Source organism: Brevibacillus laterosporus (assembly GCA_007833815.1).
Lineage (GTDB): Bacteria > Bacillota > Bacilli > Brevibacillales > Brevibacillaceae > Brevibacillus_B > Brevibacillus_B laterosporus_D.
Genome location: CP033464.1, coordinates 3,556,742 through 3,574,549, shown reverse-complemented (window position 1 = coordinate 3,574,549; position 17,808 = coordinate 3,556,742). Strand labels below are relative to the sequence as shown.

At 39.3% G+C, this 17,808-nt stretch carries 15 protein-coding genes, 4 pseudogenes and 1 riboswitch; of the genes and pseudogenes, 5 read left to right on the top strand and 14 right to left on the bottom strand.

Annotation, left to right across the window (positions count from 1 at the left end):
* Positions 1 to 12 precede the first annotated feature (12 nt).
* Positions 13 to 336, top strand: coding sequence for an ArsR family transcriptional regulator (locus EEL30_18325; GenBank protein ID QDX94070.1), 324 nt, complete (start codon positions 13 to 15; stop codon positions 334 to 336).
* Between the two features lie 550 nt (positions 337 to 886).
* Here EEL30_18325 and EEL30_18320 read toward each other — a convergent pair.
* The 3 genes from EEL30_18320 to EEL30_18310 are packed head-to-tail and all read right to left on the bottom strand — an operon-like array spanning position 887 to position 2,892.
* Positions 887 to 2,134, bottom strand: coding sequence for a DUF4153 domain-containing protein (locus EEL30_18320; GenBank protein QDX94069.1), 1,248 nt, complete (start codon positions 2,132 to 2,134; stop codon positions 887 to 889).
* Positions 2,135 to 2,182: 48 nt separating this feature from the next.
* Entirely contained in the window at positions 2,183 to 2,398 is a 216-nt protein-coding gene (locus EEL30_18315; GenBank protein QDX94068.1) for a transcriptional regulator, read from the bottom strand.
* An 11-nt stretch (positions 2,399 to 2,409) separates the two neighbouring features.
* The gene (locus EEL30_18310) at positions 2,410 to 2,892 is read right to left on the bottom strand and encodes a DUF2975 domain-containing protein (GenBank protein QDX94067.1); all 483 of its coding nucleotides are present in this window, start codon (positions 2,890 to 2,892) and stop codon (positions 2,410 to 2,412) included.
* 410 nt (positions 2,893 to 3,302) lie between these two features.
* Here EEL30_18310 and arsB point away from each other — a divergent pair.
* The 4 genes and pseudogenes from arsB (at position 3,303) to EEL30_18290 (ending at position 6,225) form a co-directional block, all read left to right on the top strand.
* Positions 3,303 to 4,327 (top strand): annotated as a pseudogene (gene arsB, locus EEL30_18305) (arsenical-resistance protein).
* A gap of 15 nt (positions 4,328 to 4,342) precedes the next feature.
* Positions 4,343 to 4,771 carry an arsenate reductase (thioredoxin) gene (gene arsC, locus EEL30_18300; protein ID QDX94066.1) on the top strand — a complete coding sequence of 143 codons (429 nt, stop codon included), beginning with the start codon at positions 4,343 to 4,345 and terminating at the stop codon, positions 4,769 to 4,771.
* Between the two features lie 41 nt (positions 4,772 to 4,812).
* Positions 4,813 to 5,604 carry a methyltransferase domain-containing protein gene (locus EEL30_18295; GenBank protein ID QDX94065.1) on the top strand — a complete coding sequence of 264 codons (792 nt, stop codon included), beginning with the start codon at positions 4,813 to 4,815 and terminating at the stop codon, positions 5,602 to 5,604.
* Between the two features lie 158 nt (positions 5,605 to 5,762).
* Positions 5,763 to 6,225 (top strand): annotated as a pseudogene (locus tag EEL30_18290) (GNAT family N-acetyltransferase).
* Positions 6,226 to 6,981: 756 nt separating this feature from the next.
* Here EEL30_18290 and EEL30_18285 read toward each other — a convergent pair.
* From EEL30_18285 to EEL30_18235, 11 genes and pseudogenes are all read right to left on the bottom strand, one after another.
* Positions 6,982 to 7,839 (bottom strand): protoheme IX farnesyltransferase, encoded by an 858-nt coding sequence (locus EEL30_18285; GenBank protein ID QDX94064.1) that lies wholly within the window; start codon positions 7,837 to 7,839, stop codon positions 6,982 to 6,984.
* Between the two features lie 537 nt (positions 7,840 to 8,376).
* A pseudogene (locus tag EEL30_18280) lies at positions 8,377 to 8,528 on the bottom strand (glycerophosphodiester phosphodiesterase).
* Between the two features lie 160 nt (positions 8,529 to 8,688).
* Complete coding sequence (locus EEL30_18275) at positions 8,689 to 9,162, bottom strand: 6,7-dimethyl-8-ribityllumazine synthase (GenBank protein ID QDX94063.1); 474 nt, start codon at positions 9,160 to 9,162, stop codon at positions 8,689 to 8,691.
* Positions 9,163 to 9,181: 19 nt separating this feature from the next.
* Positions 9,182 to 10,378, bottom strand: a complete 1,197-nt coding sequence (locus tag EEL30_18270) for a bifunctional 3,4-dihydroxy-2-butanone-4-phosphate synthase/GTP cyclohydrolase II (protein ID QDX94062.1) — start codon at positions 10,376 to 10,378, stop codon at positions 9,182 to 9,184.
* A 27-nt stretch (positions 10,379 to 10,405) separates the two neighbouring features.
* On the bottom strand, positions 10,406 to 11,089 hold the full coding sequence (locus EEL30_18265; protein ID QDX94061.1) for a riboflavin synthase: 684 nt from the start codon (positions 11,087 to 11,089) through the stop codon (positions 10,406 to 10,408).
* 15 nt (positions 11,090 to 11,104) lie between these two features.
* Positions 11,105 to 12,259, bottom strand: a complete 1,155-nt coding sequence (gene ribD / locus EEL30_18260; GenBank protein QDX94060.1) for a bifunctional diaminohydroxyphosphoribosylaminopyrimidine deaminase/5-amino-6-(5-phosphoribosylamino)uracil reductase RibD — start codon at positions 12,257 to 12,259, stop codon at positions 11,105 to 11,107.
* 323 nt (positions 12,260 to 12,582) lie between these two features.
* Positions 12,583 to 12,722, bottom strand: a riboswitch (FMN riboswitch).
* Positions 12,723 to 12,787: 65 nt separating this feature from the next.
* Positions 12,788 to 14,026: a GNAT family N-acetyltransferase gene (locus tag EEL30_18255; protein QDX94059.1), complete on the bottom strand. Its 1,239-nt coding sequence runs from the start codon at positions 14,024 to 14,026 to the stop codon at positions 12,788 to 12,790.
* Positions 14,027 to 14,549: 523 nt separating this feature from the next.
* On the bottom strand, positions 14,550 to 14,933 hold the full coding sequence (locus EEL30_18250) for a VOC family protein (protein ID QDX94058.1): 384 nt from the start codon (positions 14,931 to 14,933) through the stop codon (positions 14,550 to 14,552).
* Positions 14,934 to 15,139: 206 nt separating this feature from the next.
* Positions 15,140 to 15,925 carry an enoyl-CoA hydratase gene (locus EEL30_18245; protein QDX94057.1) on the bottom strand — a complete coding sequence of 262 codons (786 nt, stop codon included), beginning with the start codon at positions 15,923 to 15,925 and terminating at the stop codon, positions 15,140 to 15,142.
* 50 nt (positions 15,926 to 15,975) lie between these two features.
* Positions 15,976 to 17,310 (bottom strand): 4Fe-4S ferredoxin, encoded by a 1,335-nt coding sequence (locus EEL30_18240; protein ID QDX95819.1) that lies wholly within the window; start codon positions 17,308 to 17,310, stop codon positions 15,976 to 15,978.
* A 154-nt stretch (positions 17,311 to 17,464) separates the two neighbouring features.
* Positions 17,465 to 17,792 (bottom strand): annotated as a pseudogene (locus EEL30_18235) (hypothetical protein).
* Between the last annotated feature and the right edge of the window lie 16 nt (positions 17,793 to 17,808).

The following is a 17,808-nucleotide window of genomic DNA, read 5'->3' as shown; positions in this document are numbered from 1 at the left end:
ATATTTATTTACATGGATCTAATCCAACTTTCTTCGGCCTTAAAAGCATTAGGTGATCCAACACGTCTTAAAATCATTGCCTTATTAAATCAAAGAGAATGTTGCGTATGTGAGTTGGTCCCGATTTTCGGTATTTCTCAACCGTCGATTTCTAGGCACATGAGTCGTCTAAAGAACGAAAATTTAGTAAATGAAACACGGAAAGGTCAATGGGTCTTTTACTCTTTGAATCGTTCAACCATGGAGGAAATTGGATTATCCCTAGCACAGTTACTGGATTGCACTTCAGATTTTGACAAATTGAAAGAGGCAAACCTACAGATTATTTGCGATTAAACCCTCTACTGAAAAGATGTAAAATGACAATAAAGCTATTTAATTTTAAAAGCTTAAATAAGCATAACCCCGTTCTAAATATAGGACGGGTTAAAAATATAGTTGTTTAATCTTGATGTAAGATACTTCAATACACTAAAAAAAATTAACAATAAAATCGTTTGAAAATCTAAGTTTTATTCAACAATTGCGCCCCTTAATTGAATAACTAAGAATATTACTTAATTCTTCTTCAACTAACGCCCCCTTTAGTGTAAGTACATCTTTTCACATTTAATCTAAATCAAACTCAAACTTAAAACCTGCAAGTTTAGCTTATCAAATACGTTTCATGTAGTCCTTTTTCGTTGGGCACATGAAACTGGACATATTTTAAAGAATCCAGTTGCAACAATATATTATGTCTTCTAGTTTGAATACCCTCTTTTTAACTTTAGTAATGAAAATAAGCCAAAACTATGCAACTCTGTATAAAAAGCTGCATAATATCGGCTCTAAGGATTTTATACGTTATAGAAGATTAACTTTTCGTTACATTAACAGAGCCTTTCTAATTAAAAATTATAGGAAAAGTAAATGTAACGAAAGCTGCCCAAAGTCCGTAGACCGGCAAATACTTAGTAACGGCATCTTGGATAGTTGAAGGTCCGGATTTGTTTTGTAGAAAACGCATATAGGAGAGCATAATCCAAATTAGATTTGCCCAGATAAGTATGTTTACTCCTAAAACAGCAAGTCTATTAGGCGTAATCCCATAAGAAGAAAGTCTGAACACGATGGCTGACAAAGCCACACTGTCAATGATAAGCGCAAGAACAATTAAGGCAAAATTTATATAATCTGAAATGTTCTTTTTCTCGTCTGAGTCGCTCTCGATAATGGAAAATATGGTAACGGCCAATACACCAAGGAGTATTCCGTTGAAGGCTATCAGGAAATTGCGGTCCAAGAATGGATTTTTTCCGACCCATATAACCGTTATAAGATAGATCAACAATGTGATCAGGACAAGAGGACTAAAAATTTTAGCTATATATGGTGTAATATTCTTAGCAAGTTTAAGATTCATTGATACCAGGTATGCAGCCACAATAGCGAGAGCGGCAGCACCAAATAAAACGACATTACTAAAATAGAAGTCTTCTATATCCAAGTCAACAAAGCTAAATAACTGCATGGTTAATGCTGCTAGTACCATTCCGCTAACTGCCATGCTGGCGTAGAGAATACAATATTCCAAATTAAATTTAATATAGGCTAATCTTGTACTGCCTTTTGAATATTCATTTCCTGTAAATGCAAGCCCTACCAATACCCATAAGAATATGGGAAGGTGTAAATAAGCAAGGATAATACTGTCTTTATAATTTATTGGCAGCATATTAAGATAAAACCCGGAAATTAGGAACAACGCTGCAAGGGAATAAATAACACTTTTTTTCGGAGTATTATTGTAAACAAAATAGGCAGCAATAAAGGGAATTATACCAAAAGCAAGGTTAATTGGAGCAATTGCTTCCTGTTCGACAAAATGGAAAATGACCCTGGTGCTTATCCCGGCCAGAATGGCTAAAATGCCCATGAATAAGAAACCTTTTTGAAGCAAGGAAGTTTTTTCTGTATTTGCCGTCTCCTTGAAATGCAATCTTTCATACCAAACACCAAGAACCTGAGAATCAGGATTTTGTTCCCATGCGTGTGAGAATGACTTTTTAAAAGCTTTCGGGTCTTTTCTATACATTCTCTCCAGCTCATGAGGGTTAACAATATTTTCAATAATCAAATTGTTAATATCCATAGTTATACCTCCCCTAATAATTGTTATATTAAGTTTCCTCCACAATGTTTAACTGTCTTCGTCACTTTTGTATTCTAAAATATCTCCTGGCTGACATTCTAAAGCCTTACAAATTGCCTCTAAAGTGGATAATCGAATCGCTTTTGCCTTTCCATTTTTCAATATAGAAAGGTTCGCCATTGTTATTCCAACCTTCTCCGAAAGTTCTGTTACGCTCATTTTCCTTTTTGCTAACATCACATCAATATTAATTATAATTGCCATTGTTATTCACCTCAGACCGTTAAATCATTTTCTGATTTGATATTAATTGCATCTTGTAAAAGTTTTTGGAGAACAGCCGCAAAGACTGCGATAACCATCGAAGCAAAAGGAACAACCAATCCGACAAAGATAACTCCTGGTGCGTCGTCTACTTCCGCAAAGATATAGAAGAGCGGCCAAACTAGCACATACAAAATACTGATTGTGATGGCACAGTATTTGATTTTCTTTAAAGCTTTTACAGATAAATCGGAGAAAGCTTTATTTTTGTCAATATAGCATAAGAGTTTGAAAGCCTGATACAAAGCAAAGTAAAAAGGTATAGCCGATGCATCAAAAGCGATGAAAACGAGATATTTTATAAAAGCAAACTGTGGAAGCAATTTTGCTGCAAGATTCGCCATCTCTGGCACCAAAAAGATGCACAGAGCAAGAACTGGGACTCCTAAAAGAATAACAGCTATTTTTAAAAACAACGTTGTTACTTTTTCCATAAAAAGCACCTCACTTATTTATTCTGATTTTGATTTTAATATAAATTTTATTGTTTTACAATAAATTTTTATTAATTTGAATAACATTTTTATTGTAGGTTTTTGTTTTAAGCAAAAATAAAAAGCATTCCTCATTCAAAGAAATGCTCTATAACTTTAAACCATTAAATTTATAACTTGTACATCTAACCTGCCCGTTAGTTTAAGTGCAAACCTTCACAATCTCTTCTGTATTTCAAACACAAATATCCAATTTTCAATACGAGTCATTCTATTCAACAATCTGGCCCGATTGTTGAATAGAATGACTCGTATTTTTTTAAAAAACTTTTATATTTTTTAAATGACTCTATTATTTTCTAAACAACTTTTTTATTCGTGAACAAAAGAAATGTAAGGGAGATGTAACAATGAGTAATGAGGGGAAAAAACGTCTTTCATTTTTAGATCGATACTTAACACTTTGGATTTTTCTAGCTATGGGAATTGGAATTGGGTTTATCTACCCACAGTTTGTTACTGGGTTAAATAGCTTACAAGTGGGAACCACATCCGTTCCACTTGCGATTGGTCTTATCTTAATGATGTACCCACCACTCGCTAAGGTGCGTTATGAAGAAATGGGAAGAGTGTTTAAAGATACCAAGGTTTTAGTCCTTTCTCTCGTTCAAAACTGGATTATCGGTCCCATTTTAATGTTTGGTCTAGCCGTCTTATTCCTATCGATAAGCCAGAGTACATGGTCGGTTTAATTATGATTGGTTTGGCACGTTGTATTGCTATGGTAATTGTTTGGAATGATCTTGCCAAAGGGGATACGGAATATGCTGCTGGATTAGTGGCTTTTAACTCCGTTTTCCAAATGCTCTTCTTTTCTGTGTATGCCTACCTATTTGTAACCGTAATTCCAGAATGGTTGGGGATGGAAGGTACAGTCGTTTCTATCACCATGATCGAAGTGGCGAAGTCCGTCATGATTTACTTAGGAATTCCATTTCTTGCAGGCATTCTCACACGTTTTGCTTTAGTTAAAACAAAAGGACGTCACTGGTATGAAAAAGAGTTCATTCCTAAAATCAGTCCCATTATCGTGATGTTCTCTTTAAAAGGGGATGCGATTATCAATTTACCTCTTGATGTGGTTCGTATTGCTATCCCATTATTAATTTATTTTGTACTGATGTTCTTTATTTCTTTCTTTATGGGAAAGAAAATTGGAGCAAGCTACCCAGTTACAACGACACTTGCTTTTACGGCGGGTAGCAATAACTTTGAACTTGCGATCGCTGTAGCAGTAGGAGTGTTTGGTATCCACTCCGGTGCTGCCTTTGCAGCAGTTATTGGTCCATTAGTTGAAGTCCCAGTCATGATTGCACTAGTCAATGTGGCCTTCTGGTTTAAACGAAAATATTATTCGGAACAGCAGGAAACGTAAAGGAAAGGTAAACTCGTGAACAAAAATGATAAAAAAATTATCTACTTCTTGTGTACAGGGAACTCATGCCGTAGCCAGATGGCAGAAGGATGGGCTAAAAAATATCTAGGGGAGCACTGGAAGGTTTATTCTGCTGGTATTGAAGCCCACGGCATAAATCCTCATGCAGTCAAAGCCATGAAAGAAGTGGACATTGACATTTCCAATCAAACTTCCGATGTTATTGATCCTTGGATTTTACAAAATGCAGACCTTGTTGTAACTCTCTGTGGACACGCGAATGATGTATGCCCAGTTACACCAAAGGAGAAGGAACGTGTACATTGGGGATTTGATGATCCAGCCAAAGCAAAAGGTACGAATGAAGAGAAATGGATTATATTTCAACGTGTCCGAGATGAGATAGGAGAACGTGTGAAACTCTTTGCTGAGACTGGTAAATAGTACTTTTCTTATACAAATTACGCTTATTAGGAGGGGTTCAGATGAATGAAGTAAACAAAGATCAAATTAGACAGTCAGTTCGTGAGAACTATAAGAAAGTGGTTCTAAGTGTAACAGACAACGCTCCTAGTTGTTGTGGTTCAACAACCTGTTGTGGATCAGATTCAGATGTGTCTCTTCAATTTGGTTATTCATTAGAAGAAATCAAATCTGTTCCAGATGGTTCAAATCTAGGATTAGGCTGCGGAAACCCACAAACCATTGCCGAATTAAAAGAAAATGAAGTTGTCGTTGATCTAGGCAGTGGAGGAGGATTTGATTGTTTTTTAGCCTCAAAGCAAGTTGGGAAAAACGGTAGAGTAATTGGTGTGGATATGACTCCTGAAATGATCTCAAAAGCACGCTCCAATGCACACAATCATCAGTATACCAATGTAGAATTTAGACTCGGCGAAATCGAAAATTTGCCAATAGCTGATAATACAGTAGACGTAATTATCTCAAATTGCGTGATCAACTTATCTCCTGATAAGGGAAGAGTGTTCCAAGAAGCCTATCGTGTATTGAAATCGGGAGGACGTTTGGCCATTTCAGATATTGTTATGACGAATGACTTACCTGAAGAAATCCGTAAAGATATTCAACTGTATTCCGGATGTATATCTGGCTCATCTCCGATAAATGAATTGGAACAATATTTAGTGGATGCTGGTTTTACAGAAATTCAAATCAATCCAAAAGATGAATCAAAAGAATTTATTAAAGATTGGGCACCAGGTAAAAATGTAGAGGACTATATAGTATCGGCGGTAATTAAGGCTATCAAACCATAAAAATAACTAGCAGTAAAGTGACAAAAATGTTGGTACCTATAAGTAATTTTGTATCAACATTTTTGTCATTTGACACTTAGAAATCCCTAACAGATCCGTGTTTACATAATTGATTCGAAAGATTCTTTTTATCATATTCTAAAAGGTTGGTAGGAGAAATGAGGATAAGAAGAACTAATGAAAATGAATTAATACATATTTTAACAATCTATAATGAAGGTATTGAAGATCGTATTGCAACATTAGAAACGAATCATAAAGAAATTTCCTACTTGAACAATGGTATGATAAAAGGACAAACAGACATCCAGTTTTGATAGCTGACAACGAATCGAAGATTCTCGGTCGGGCATCTATTAATGAGTATAATAGTAGGTGTTCATACAATGGAGTTGGGGAAATATCCATCTATGTTAGTAGAGTTGATAGGGGAAAAGGGATTGGCATAGCATTACTTAATAAATTGGAGGAGGAAGGTATAAAACTCCAATTTATTAAGTTTGTTTTGTTTACCTTACCTAATAATGCACTTGGACAATCACTCTATAAGAAAATGAAAGGCATGGTTCATTGGATGGTAAATATATAGATGTAATTGCAATGGAAAAGTTATTATTATAATAAAAGTGTGACACAAACATGGTTGCAGATTTATAAGTGCAACCATGTTTGTGTCACTCGACATTTGTGTCACTCGACAAATGTAGGAACTAACGTTCTTGTTCTATTTCAGTTCTTAAAACAGCCATTTCATGAACTGAAATTAACATAGAAAATAATATGGAGTGCCTATCTCTTTTTTTTATTGTTGTAAATAGTAAGTGGGTCTTTAGACATTAATCCTAAGACAAGTATTAATACACTGTTATGTTTGTGTCATTATTTTGCGACACAAACTTGATTCTTTATAACTTATCGCACAATGCTTGTGTCGTAAAATCAAAACGAATAATGTTTGTGTCGCATATCAGTATAATCTTTGTGTCGCCAGATGAAATTTCAATTTTTGTTTTATTAGTTTACATAATATATATTATCGGACTCAATATAATTATTGCTTGTCGTTTCGGACATATGACCTTGTAGCTTTCGGGTTTACCCCATGAGCTTCAATGCCATCTGAGTAGATATACCATAACATGAGATCGCCTAAGGTTTGCTTTACCCATCCTTCAGCTATCCGACAAGTGTTTTGTTTTCCACGTTTTATCTCCTTTGTTTAATAATAAGGGGTTCATACCTAGCAACGGTATGAACCCCTTATTAATTTTTCTAACCGAAAATACTAGATGTTTTTCAGTTAGGTAGTCTTTAAAATCTCCGAAATTTATTTTTGTGTCTTTAGAACACTCGACACCTTCTCTGCTTATATCAATCTTACTGCCATGTCGTGTTGGCAATCATAAGAATAAAAACTACCAATAAATAATTAATGGAAATAATAAAATTCGTTTTCGCCCAATTTTCATCATCTTTTACATACAGTCCCCACAGTGTATGGACCAACCAAATTACCCCACCAAAAACTGAGACTGCCAGAAAAATGCCACCGACATACCCATAATAAAACATGAGAATAACAGCCGGGATAAGCAACAGCACATAGGGGATCATCTGCAGTTTAGTCCGCTTGATGCCCTTAACGACCGGTAATAGCGGAAAACCCGCTGCTCGGTATTCCTCAACTCGGCGAATGCCAAGCGACCAGAAGTGGGCTGGCTGCCAGAGGAACAAAAGAGCAAACAATAACCAAGCTCCTATATCCACTTGATTTGTTACTGCGCAATAACCAATTACAGGTGGCATAGCGCCGGAGATACCACCAATCGAAGTACTCCAGGTCGAACTGCGCTTTAACCAAATCGTATAAATAACAATGTAAACAAACCATCCAAGAAGGGCAAGCCAGCCTGTAACAGCATTAACTAACGTGAATAATAAGCCGGTTCCAATAATACCGAGCATTATTCCATAGGCAAGTGCAAAGTTAGGCTTTAAACGTTCAGTAGGCATCACGCGGTTTTTCGTGCGTTTCATCTTCTGATCAAGCTCGCGATCCCAATAATTATTAATGACGCAAGCCGATGCGATCATAAACGTAGAGCCAATCAGCACCCAAACCATCGCTAACCAGTCAACGCTCCATTTGGAAGCTACCCAGAAACCAGCCACAACTGCAAACACATTAAGCCGAAGGAGCCCTGGTTTTGTTAATGCAATCATGTCCATAAACACGAAATAAACCTCCTGAAATAAGACAAGGTGTCAGAATCACACCTAAGAATATTTTTGAATAACAGAAAATTTCAATGAATTTATATCAATTACAATATCATACATAAAAGTATTTCCAATTACAACAAACTACCCTATTGTTCATGAATATAACGCTTGAAATGTGACAATATGTCAAAAATTGTAATAGAAAACGTTTCACATTTTTAGCGTGGTCAAAACGAATCACTTCATATAACATCAAGAATTGAAACTGCTGTGGTTAACTTTAATGTCTAGAACACTCGCATGAGCTGCGTTGAAAGGCAATGGGAAGCCTCTTTCCCTTGTTCGAGCGTAAACTGGCAGAATTGAATTGTTCCTATGAGGAGTTGAAGCCGCTTATCCCTACTCATCCTGGAACCGGATGCAAAACTATTTCTCTTATCAAACTATCCCTAATTAAGCAAACGAAGAAAACTTTGCTTGTGATAGAATGCTTTACTTCTTAAATAAAGGGGATATTTTATCAATGCGGATTTGTCCATTAAGAATAAGATTCGGCCAACCCCAAAGCCAAGGACTTTCTCAGGTATATGTAACTCTGCATGCTTAAGACTAGAAGGAACGAAGCCAGTCCATCCTATCGCGATATAAGTAAGAATATCCTTTTTCATAAAAGCTTTTGACATTGTTCGTAAACTAGGGATAGTTCAATAGGATAAGAAGTATCCAAGTAACTTTAACCATTGGCACGAATGAAATGCCCGTAGGTTCTACGTATATAAATTCGTTTGTTTACTGACACGTACTGAAAAGAGCTACCAATTCTACCGGTAGCTCTAATTCATCATGCATCTTATCAAAAGTTTAGAAGGAATGCTCAAAACTGCGTGTCAAGTTAGCCATTTCAATAGCGGAAGTGGCTGCTTCACACCCTTTGTTACCTGCCTTTGTACCAGCACGCTCAATAGCCTGTTCAATATTATCAGTTGTGAGGACACCAAAAATAACAGGTACTCCGCTAGTCATGGAAAGGGATGCTACCCCTTTTGCACATTCGTTGCAAACATAGTCAAAATGAGGAGTCGATCCGCGAATCACTGCTCCTAAGGTAATAATCGCATCAAAACGCGCTGTTTCTGCCATTTTCTTTGCCATAAGTGGAATCTCGAAGGCACCCGGAACCCAAGCCATTTCAATCTGGCTCTCTTCCACGCCATGACGTCTCAGTGTATCTACGGACCCACTTACTAATTTACTAACAATTAACTCGTTGAATCTACCCGCAACAATTCCTATACGTAATCCTGAACCTACGAGATTTCCTTCCCATACTTTCATAACCATCCTCATTTCTTTATTAGAATAGTGTTAATAAATGTCCCAGTTTCTGTTGCTTGGTATGAAGGTAATTTTGATTGTGTTTATGACCTGTTATTTGAATCGGCACACGTTCCACCACTTCCAGACCATAACCATTTAACGCAACGATTTTTCTAGGATTATTGGTTAAAAGACGAAGTTTCTTGGCACCCAGATCACGCAAAATTTGTGCACCAATTCCGTACTCACGTAAATCTGCTGGGAAGCCTAGCCGTTCATTAGCTTCGACGGTATCTAATCCTTCTTCTTGTAGTTGATAAGCTTTTAACTTGTTTATTAAACCGATCCCACGCCCCTCTTGCCTCATGTATAGGAGAATGCCAGTTCCTGCTTCCTTAATTTGGTGCAAGGCTTCATGTAATTGAGGACCGCAGTCGCAACGAAGGGAACCAAAAATATCACCTGTTAGACATTCTGAATGTACTCGGACTAAAACTGGATACTGAGAGCCAATTTTGCCCTTAACAAGAGCTACATGTTCTTTTCCATCCAAAATATTTGAGTAGGCAAATATGCGAAAATCTCCGTATTCTGTAGGCAGAATGGTTTCCGCTTCCTTTTGCACCAACGATTCGCTTTGCATGCGGTACTGAATCAATTGTTCGATCGAAATAATCTTCAGATCCAGTCGCTTCGCTATTTCCAATAAAGCAGGTAAGCGTGCCATGCTTCCGTCTTCTTGCATGATTTCGCAAATGACTCCAGCCGGATAACCTCCAGCAAGTTTTGCGAGATCGACAGCTGCTTCTGTATGTCCTGCTCTTTTTAATACTCCACCCTCCTTGGCAACCAGTGGAAAGATATGTCCAGGACGACGAAACTGATCGGCTACCGCTTGCGGATCGAGCATAGCCATGATGGTTTGCGAACGTTCTTGTGCTGAAATACCAGTATGCGTATTCCTCTCATCAATAGAGACTGTAAAAGCGGTCCCATGATGATCTGTATTATTTTCGACCATCTGTCTTAATTGTAGCTCGCGAGCTCTTTTGTCTTCTATAGAGACACAAACCAGTCCTCTTCCATGAGTGACCATGAAATTGATCATTTCTGGAGTTGCCTTCTCCGCCATACATAGAAAGTCGCCCTCATTTTCCCGATTCTCATCATCTACAACAATAATGGGTTTTCCTTGACGTAATGATCTCAAAGCTTCTTCTATCGTGTGGAGCATGTAGCTTCCTCCCTTAGCTTTTTTGTATTACACAAAACCGTTATCACGTAAAAAGCTATCTGTTACAGAGTGTTGCTTGGTTCTAGAGGAATGCAGAGAAAATGGCTGATTTCCTTGATTTCCTTGATCAGCTAAAAGCCTTTCCACGTACTTTCCAATCAGATCATTTTCAAGATTTACATGATCCCACACGTTTTTCTTACCGAGCGTAGTAACTGTTACTGTATGCGGAATGATAGAGAGGGAAAAGGAGTTGGCATGTACGTCAACCACTGTTAAACTGATTCCATCTACCGTAACAGAACCTCGGGGAATGATATAACGCAAAATATCCGTTGCCGCTTCAATTTCGTACAGAATGGCATTTTCACTTTGCTTTTTAGATAAAATTCTCCCTCTGCCATCCACATGCCCTGAGACAAGATGTCCACCTAATCTGTCTCCTAATGACATTGCCCGCTCCAAATTCACTGGATCCCCATAACGAAGTTCACCTAAATTGGTTTTGTTCAGCGTCTCCGGCATGACATCAACGACAAAACCACTTGCTGTAAATTGGGTAACCGTCAAACAAACACCATTCACTGCGATGGAGTCGCCCACTTTACTGCCTTCAATAACTAGACTAGCTTTTATATGAAGACTTCCGGCTTTTCTTCCGGTTAACACCCCATAAATCGTTCCTACTTCCTCAACAATGCCTGTGAACATGACCGTATTCACTCCTTATGAATTGATATGATCTGTCCAAAGTGGGTAGCCTGTTATCCTCAACTCTTGTTCACTCACCGTCTCCACCGCTACATCTCTGAGTTTTATCGCATCTTTCATAAAAGGGATGCCAATTCCTCCGTAAGCAACCGGGGCCTGCTCCCCGCCAACAAGCGTAAAAGCTACATAAGCAATGACCTTTTGAATCGCTTTCGCTTCTAAAAAAGCCCCACTGATTCTGCTACCACCTTCAACCAGTACCGAGACAATCTCAGCCTCACCCAATGTTTGTAGAACAAAAGGTATAGTCAATTGATCTTCCTGTTGCACCGTAATCCGTATTCCGTTTGCCCGCAGTACATCCGCTTTTTCTAGAGAAGCTCTTCTCGTAGTAAATATCCAGACTGGCGAAGTAGCATCATTCAGAATAGCAGCAGTCTCCGGGATGCGAAGTGTTTGATCCAGAACGACACGTATAGGTTGCTTCCCATTTTCATACATCCGAGCTGTTAAAGAAGGATCGTCTTTGATTACAGTATTTATTCCCACTAAAATAGCGTCAGATTTGGCCCTTTCTTCATGAACTTCCCTTCGAGCTATATCACTGGTTATCCACTTGCTGTTTCCTGTCGTTGTGGCTACTTTTCCATCTAATGTACTAGCAGTCTTCAACGTCACAAACGGCATACGTGTTTTGACATAATGAAAAAATGGCTCATTACATTGTCGGGCTTCACGCTCTAATACACCGACCACTACCTCTACACCCGCTTGTTTTAGTAATGTTAGACCTTTACCAGCGACCAGCGGATTGCAGTCCAAGGTAGCGATAACAACCCGAGTAACTTCCGCTTCAAGTAGCGCTTGTACGCAAGGTGGTGTTTTTCCATAATGACTGCATGGTTCCAAGGTTACATATACAGTCGCACCCTTTGCTTTTTCCCCAGCCATTTGCAAGGCATGAATTTCAGCATGTGACTCTCCTGCTCGCAGATGCGCTCCTAACCCGACGATAGTTCCATTTTTAACAACAACAGCTCCCACAGTAGGATTAGGAGATGTCTGTCCACGTGCTCCCTCTGCCAATTGAATAGCCATCTTCATAAAAGATTGATCCAAAAGTACTTGATTCTTTGATTCTCTCCTCTCCTGTTCTTGTTCCTTTCTCATAAAGCGTCCCTCCTCTCCTTATTTTTTTATCTTGCCTTGTTTACTACCTTTTTCCTTGCAAACGCACCTTGGTTACGTGAAATAACCGATTTTTTACAATAAAAAATGCCCTTTTCATGAAAAGGGCATAGAGAAATACAGCTTATCGATTGTTTTTTCAAAAAAGAGGAATCCATAGAAAGAGCACCCGCCGCTTATTCTTAACGCTATAAAAACGTTATTGAATACGTCTAAATAAACTGTTTTCTTATTTCTCAAAAAACAGTCTTACGGCGGCTTCACCATCTAACGTCTTGAACCCTCACTGAAAAATGTGATAAGCCTTGTACCTTCTCCCATCCGGACTATACCGTCGGCCTTGGATTTTCACCAAGTCAGTCGCAAAAACGGTTTGCGAGTCGCGGGCTCAGACATAAACGTCATTACCGCCGGTCGGGAATTTCACCCTGCCCTGAAGGTGGTTATGCAATTGCCAGTAGTATAACACAAGTATAAAAACATTGGAACGGATACTTTCCTGCCTTCCTACTAAAAACTTGTAAAACACATCGGCTTTTGATCAGTTCGGAAAATTCGTTGAATCATATTTTCGTAATGGCAATCCGATAGGGTAGCTAGGCCGTATCTGACTAAAGATTTGAAATCAATGGCACCCATTAACAAAGAGGAAAACTCGCCCACATTCATACCTATCTCTACCTCATAATCTTCATTTTCAACGATTTGAGCAAAACCGTTTGTAAAATGAATGATTACGCTGGCATTGTTAGACTCGATTAAATCATTCTGAACAGATAGTTTACATTTACACGTTTGATCCCCGAAATTGTGATCGCGTAAATCTTGAAAAATACCAGTAATATCTGTAACTCGATACATGATGCCTTCACCTGTCGTGGTCGTTTCTAAATAGAGAGAACCAAAAGCATCGCTCGTTCCTCGGGTCGGATTGCTCAGTAGATAGTGAAAATACTCATCTTGCGTATCAACCTTAATACTTTCGAACTGATCTGATTGTGAGTGCAAGTATGTACACAGCTCTAAAAGTACCTCAGCATTTTCATACACTATTTCTTGGATTACTAAATTGCATACGTAATCATATTTTCTTTCATAGGAAAATACGAGATAGCCTAGAACTTTCCCAGACTTTTTATATCCAATAATCCTTCGTTCATTTGCGTCAAACAAATCCTCTACATCGTGTCTCTCAATCATTCCATTGGTTCTTCCATAGAATTGAGTGTAACAGCGCAACACTTCATCATGATCTTTCTCACGTTGTAAAAAATGAATATGCTCCTTCGATGAACCCTTTGGAAAATGAGTTGGTTTTACTTGATATTGCTTCATTTGTCCACCGTATCCAAAACCTAGTTTACGATAAAAGCCAATGTCAAATGGATACAGGCTAATAAAATGGATCCCTTCTTCTAAAAATGATTTGAATGCATATCGAAAAAGGTCTAACGAAACTTTTTCCTTTTTATGAAGTAGATCAACAGCAACTGCGCCAATTCCACCCGTTTGGATGGAGTGAGAGATCAAATTCATTTTCATTGTATAAAGGATCATCCCCCCTACAAGCTGCCCATCACGATAAGCCCCAAATAACTGTTGTTCCGGTTCCTGATCAACGACATCAGAAAACCATTTTTTTGTCCCATTGATATGGTCTTCAGTATACCCACGTCCTGGATAGGCATTTACAAAAATTTGTGCAAACTCATGTAGTTCAGTTTGTTTCATTTTTTTAATAACGTTCATCGTAACTCCCCTCAGTATCCGCACCCTTTAAGCGTACTATTAGTTTGAAATTAGCTCGCGCCTATTTCTTGCATGCTTACACAATAAGTGATATTCAAAAGACAGGCAAGCCACTTAAATGTGATACGAAAATAAGGGATCTAATCAATTTTATAAGGTATGCGAATATAGCCATCATTCTCATTATTAAAATACCGAAAGAATATAAATAATTTAGTTAATCGATATAGATTCGGTTTCAGTACGTAACTGAACCATCCTCCGCACTCATGATCGCCTGATTGTATGCTGATCGGAGGGACCTGTAACCAAGAAGGCTCATATGCTTCAGAAATTGATGGATGACCGGATTATTGCAACGACAGACTGCAAAGAACGTCTTTCCATCCTTATCGCCACTGATTTTCCAAGCGATCTAATGCCGGTAATCCTTTTCGTAGAGGATACCGGCATTTTTGCGGTCAGAAAGGTTCACTACTCTATCTGTTAAAATTCCAAGCTTGGAATTGCTTAGCGTTAGTTATCATCCCTGAAAGAGTTGTATGAGGTTACCACACGTATCATTAAATACGGCAATGGCTGTCCCTCCCATGTCTATTGGTTTCGTCTTAAACACCACACCCCGTTTTTTCATTCTTTCGTACTCTTTGTGAATGTCCTCAACAGCAAATGCAGTTAAAGGTATGCCTGCCTCAAACATTTCTTTTTGGAATGTCTTGGCAGCAGGATGACCAAGTGGCTCGAGAAGTAACTCAATATCGTCCGGTCCTTCTGGCGAGACAACAGTTAACCATTTAAATTCTCCAGCTGGCAGTTCGTTTTTTTTAACAAAGCCCAAAATCTCCGTATAAAATGTAAGAGCCTTGTCTTGGTCGTCTACAAATATACTAGTTAGTTTAATCTTCATTGGGATCGTCCTTTCTTTTACATGATTCGGTTCGGGTCGAATACCTTTTATTATTATCGATCAAACTTTATTTTCCATTCACATTCCTTTAACCGACCTTGTTCTTTCTTAAAGGGTAACCGCCACATTATACGAATTTCGTATTTTATTGGTTCATTACCTTGTTATCTTTTTCAGACTTGGTTGGTGCAAATAAATAGGTTCGATTATCTACCTTTAAATGATGGTTGGGTCTTTTCTAAAAATGATTTGGTTCCTTCTCTGAAGTCTTCTGTAGAAGCAATCAAACCGAAATAATCTGCACCAAGAAGCGCTGACTCCTCTAACGTTAGATCCCCCCCACGATGAATTGCCTCCCAAGTCAGTTTTACTGCGAGAGGAGCTTGAGACAAAATTTCTAGGATAAGAGTTTCTACCTCTGATAGTAGCAAATCAGGTTCAACAATCCGATTAACTAATCCTAGTCTGTACGCTTCGTCTGCACTTATCGAGTTTCCAGTGAGTAACAGTTCTGCAGCCCGACCCTTTCCAATAAGTCTGGGAAGTCTTGTGGTTCCTCCAAAACCAGCAACAGCTCCAATACGGACTTCAGGATGTCCTAATCTAGCATGATTAGTAGAAACACGGAGCGTGCAGGATTCAGCTAACTCAAGCCCGCCTCCTAGTGCAAATCCATTAATAGCAGCAACAACTACTTTTCCCAATGATTCGATTTTATTCGTAACCGTAACAGCTAGCTGAGCTAAATCCCGCACTTCTAGAGGAGTCGCTTTATTGAGAAACTGAATGTCCGCTCCTGCGGAAAATGCCTTTTCCCCAGCACCGGTAATTATCACTGCCTTTACACTAGAAGCAGTTTTTACCCTGTCCAAGAAGAACGAAAGTTGTTCAAGTACATCTCGGTTTAATGCATTTAGTGCTTCCGGTCTGTTTAGTGTAATTCTTGCGATTCCATTTTCTTCAGTGCATAGGACGACATCTTTGTTTAACATCTTAAACCCTCCTATAGCTATTTGGTTTATCGACAAATACTCAGCGCAATTTATGACGGAAAGCACCTACGAAAGTCCTTAAGAAGATTTAAAGAGCCTTTTGTGCGAATTTTGCCGGACAAGACGGCTGACAATATCCCTGTTTCTTTGGCAAGAAGACGAATCCATGTTTGACTGTCTGCAATAAGTTGGAAGTTGGCATCTCCGATATGTCCCGCTTTTACAGAAAGGGTCCGGTTTTGAATGACAACAGTTGCTTGGGCCTCTTCTTCTCCTGTAAATGTAAAATGATAGGTAGCTGCTAAATCTTTCGCTTGATTTCTTTGGAACATATGAGGAAGAACCGCCAAAAATGACCGAATTGATTTCGAACGTAAGCCATTGCTCACAGGCCGTACTTGTTTATGCGGAAAACGTTTTTTCACATACTCCTCCGCGTCAGAACCTGGAACGACATAAACCATTTCTTTTTTATCCTGCAGTGGTTTGGCAATCTCTTGAAAAAAGTTCTTGCGATCGGCAAGAAATGGACCGATCACATCTTCTCCTGCTGGACAAACGGACAGACAGTAGGCGGCTTTATAGTTGGCCCCGAAAGAGAGGCTCTGCCACATCGATGCGGTTTCTGCGTCATTCACTTTGGCCCGGTATTCTTTCGAGGTCTTGCTATCAGCAATGCTTTCCACCCAATCCGTAAAACCACCGGAAAATTCCCTGTAGTTGTGCGTATAGCAGGCAGAAAAATTAAAATGCCCATCAGCACCGATCGCCCCAACCGGACAAGCTGCCACGCACAATTTGCATTCCAGACACGGATTGTAATCTATGGGGTGGCTTTCTGAAGTCATGATCGCATCCGTAATGATCGTACCCAGCAAGATAAAGTTGCCGAACTTCGGATGAATGACATTTCTGTGAATGCCAATTCGTCCAAGTCCCGCAGCCACGGCAATAGGTTTATGCGAAATGACCCATGCCTTTCCGGTCCGTGTCAGCTCCATCGGGAAGCCTGCCGGCGGGTTCAACGCTTTGATTCCGTGTTCTTCAAGCTCTTTCACGATTTGATGCCCAATATGCGTTACAGTATCGAGCACATGATGAAATTCCGAGTTAGCAATGGATCGGGCAGTCGAGCGTAAGGGTTCACGGTTCATTCTGCAGACGAAACTTATCAGCGTCCTCGCGCCAGGAAATAGGTTTAAAATCTCTTCTCTCTGGTCGGCTAGTTCAGGTCGGTCCACAGAGACAAATCCGACATCGTCAGCCCCTGCATGCAGGCATCGATCTCGTAGCAACTCTGTATCGAGGATGCTAACGTCGCTTCTCTGAACATTCTCCATCTTTCGGTAATGCTGTTTTACGGTAGGATGATCATTCATTGTCATGTTTTTCACGGTACCCAACTCCTTACTCACTGAAACTAACGTCCATTGGCCTTTTCTCCCTGGAGTGTCATACAAGTGCTGCTGGCTCGGGCACGTCTTTGTTCATCAGTCTCTGCAGTTGAGACAGCCAAGGTTTCATTTTCATTTCCTCCTCTCATTCTTCACACTCGATGATCGTAGCAACCGCCATCCCGTGCATGATGCAGACAGTGGCGAATCCGTAACGTGCTTTTCGTTTTTCCAGCTCGTGCAGCATCGTTGTGATCAGTCTGGCTCCACTTGCTCCCAGAGGATGACCTAGAGCAATGGCCCACCATTTACATTCACTTTGTCAGGATCAGGTTTTATCTCTCTTTCCCAAGCCAGAACTACTGAGGCGGGAATGATTCCTGTCAGCATAAAGATGCTCCGTATTTAATCGGACTTGAATTTCCAGCTGTTATGATACCATCAGGAATAAATGCCGGCTTCAAGGCAGCCATTTTCTCCAGAGTCGTA

What these genes read in the sequence shown, in the direction of transcription:
- EEL30_18315 (QDX94068.1), bottom strand. Translation starts at nt 2,398, where the DNA reads ATGGCAATTATAATTAATATTGATGTGATGTTAGCAAAAAGGAAAATG.
- EEL30_18320 (QDX94069.1), bottom strand. Translation starts at nt 2,134, where the DNA reads ATGGATATTAACAATTTGATTATTGAAAATATTGTTAACCCTCATGAG.
- EEL30_18250 (QDX94058.1), bottom strand. Translation starts at nt 14,933, where the DNA reads ATGAAGATTAAACTAACTAGTATATTTGTAGACGACCAAGACAAGGCT.
- EEL30_18295 (QDX94065.1), top strand. Translation starts at nt 4,813, where the DNA reads ATGAATGAAGTAAACAAAGATCAAATTAGACAGTCAGTTCGTGAGAAC.
- EEL30_18265 (QDX94061.1), bottom strand. Translation starts at nt 11,089, where the DNA reads ATGTTCACAGGCATTGTTGAGGAAGTAGGAACGATTTATGGGGTGTTA.
- EEL30_18245 (QDX94057.1), bottom strand. Translation starts at nt 15,925, where the DNA reads ATGTTAAACAAAGATGTCGTCCTATGCACTGAAGAAAATGGAATCGCA.
- EEL30_18310 (QDX94067.1), bottom strand. Translation starts at nt 2,892, where the DNA reads ATGGAAAAAGTAACAACGTTGTTTTTAAAAATAGCTGTTATTCTTTTA.
- EEL30_18325 (QDX94070.1), top strand. Translation starts at nt 13, where the DNA reads ATGGATCTAATCCAACTTTCTTCGGCCTTAAAAGCATTAGGTGATCCA.
- EEL30_18255 (QDX94059.1), bottom strand. Translation starts at nt 14,026, where the DNA reads ATGAACGTTATTAAAAAAATGAAACAAACTGAACTACATGAGTTTGCA.
- ribD (QDX94060.1), bottom strand. Translation starts at nt 12,259, where the DNA reads ATGAGAAAGGAACAAGAACAGGAGAGGAGAGAATCAAAGAATCAAGTA.
- EEL30_18240 (QDX95819.1), bottom strand. Translation starts at nt 17,310, where the DNA reads ATGACAATGAATGATCATCCTACCGTAAAACAGCATTACCGAAAGATG.
- EEL30_18275 (QDX94063.1), bottom strand. Translation starts at nt 9,162, where the DNA reads ATGAAAGTATGGGAAGGAAATCTCGTAGGTTCAGGATTACGTATAGGA.
- EEL30_18270 (QDX94062.1), bottom strand. Translation starts at nt 10,378, where the DNA reads ATGCTCCACACGATAGAAGAAGCTTTGAGATCATTACGTCAAGGAAAA.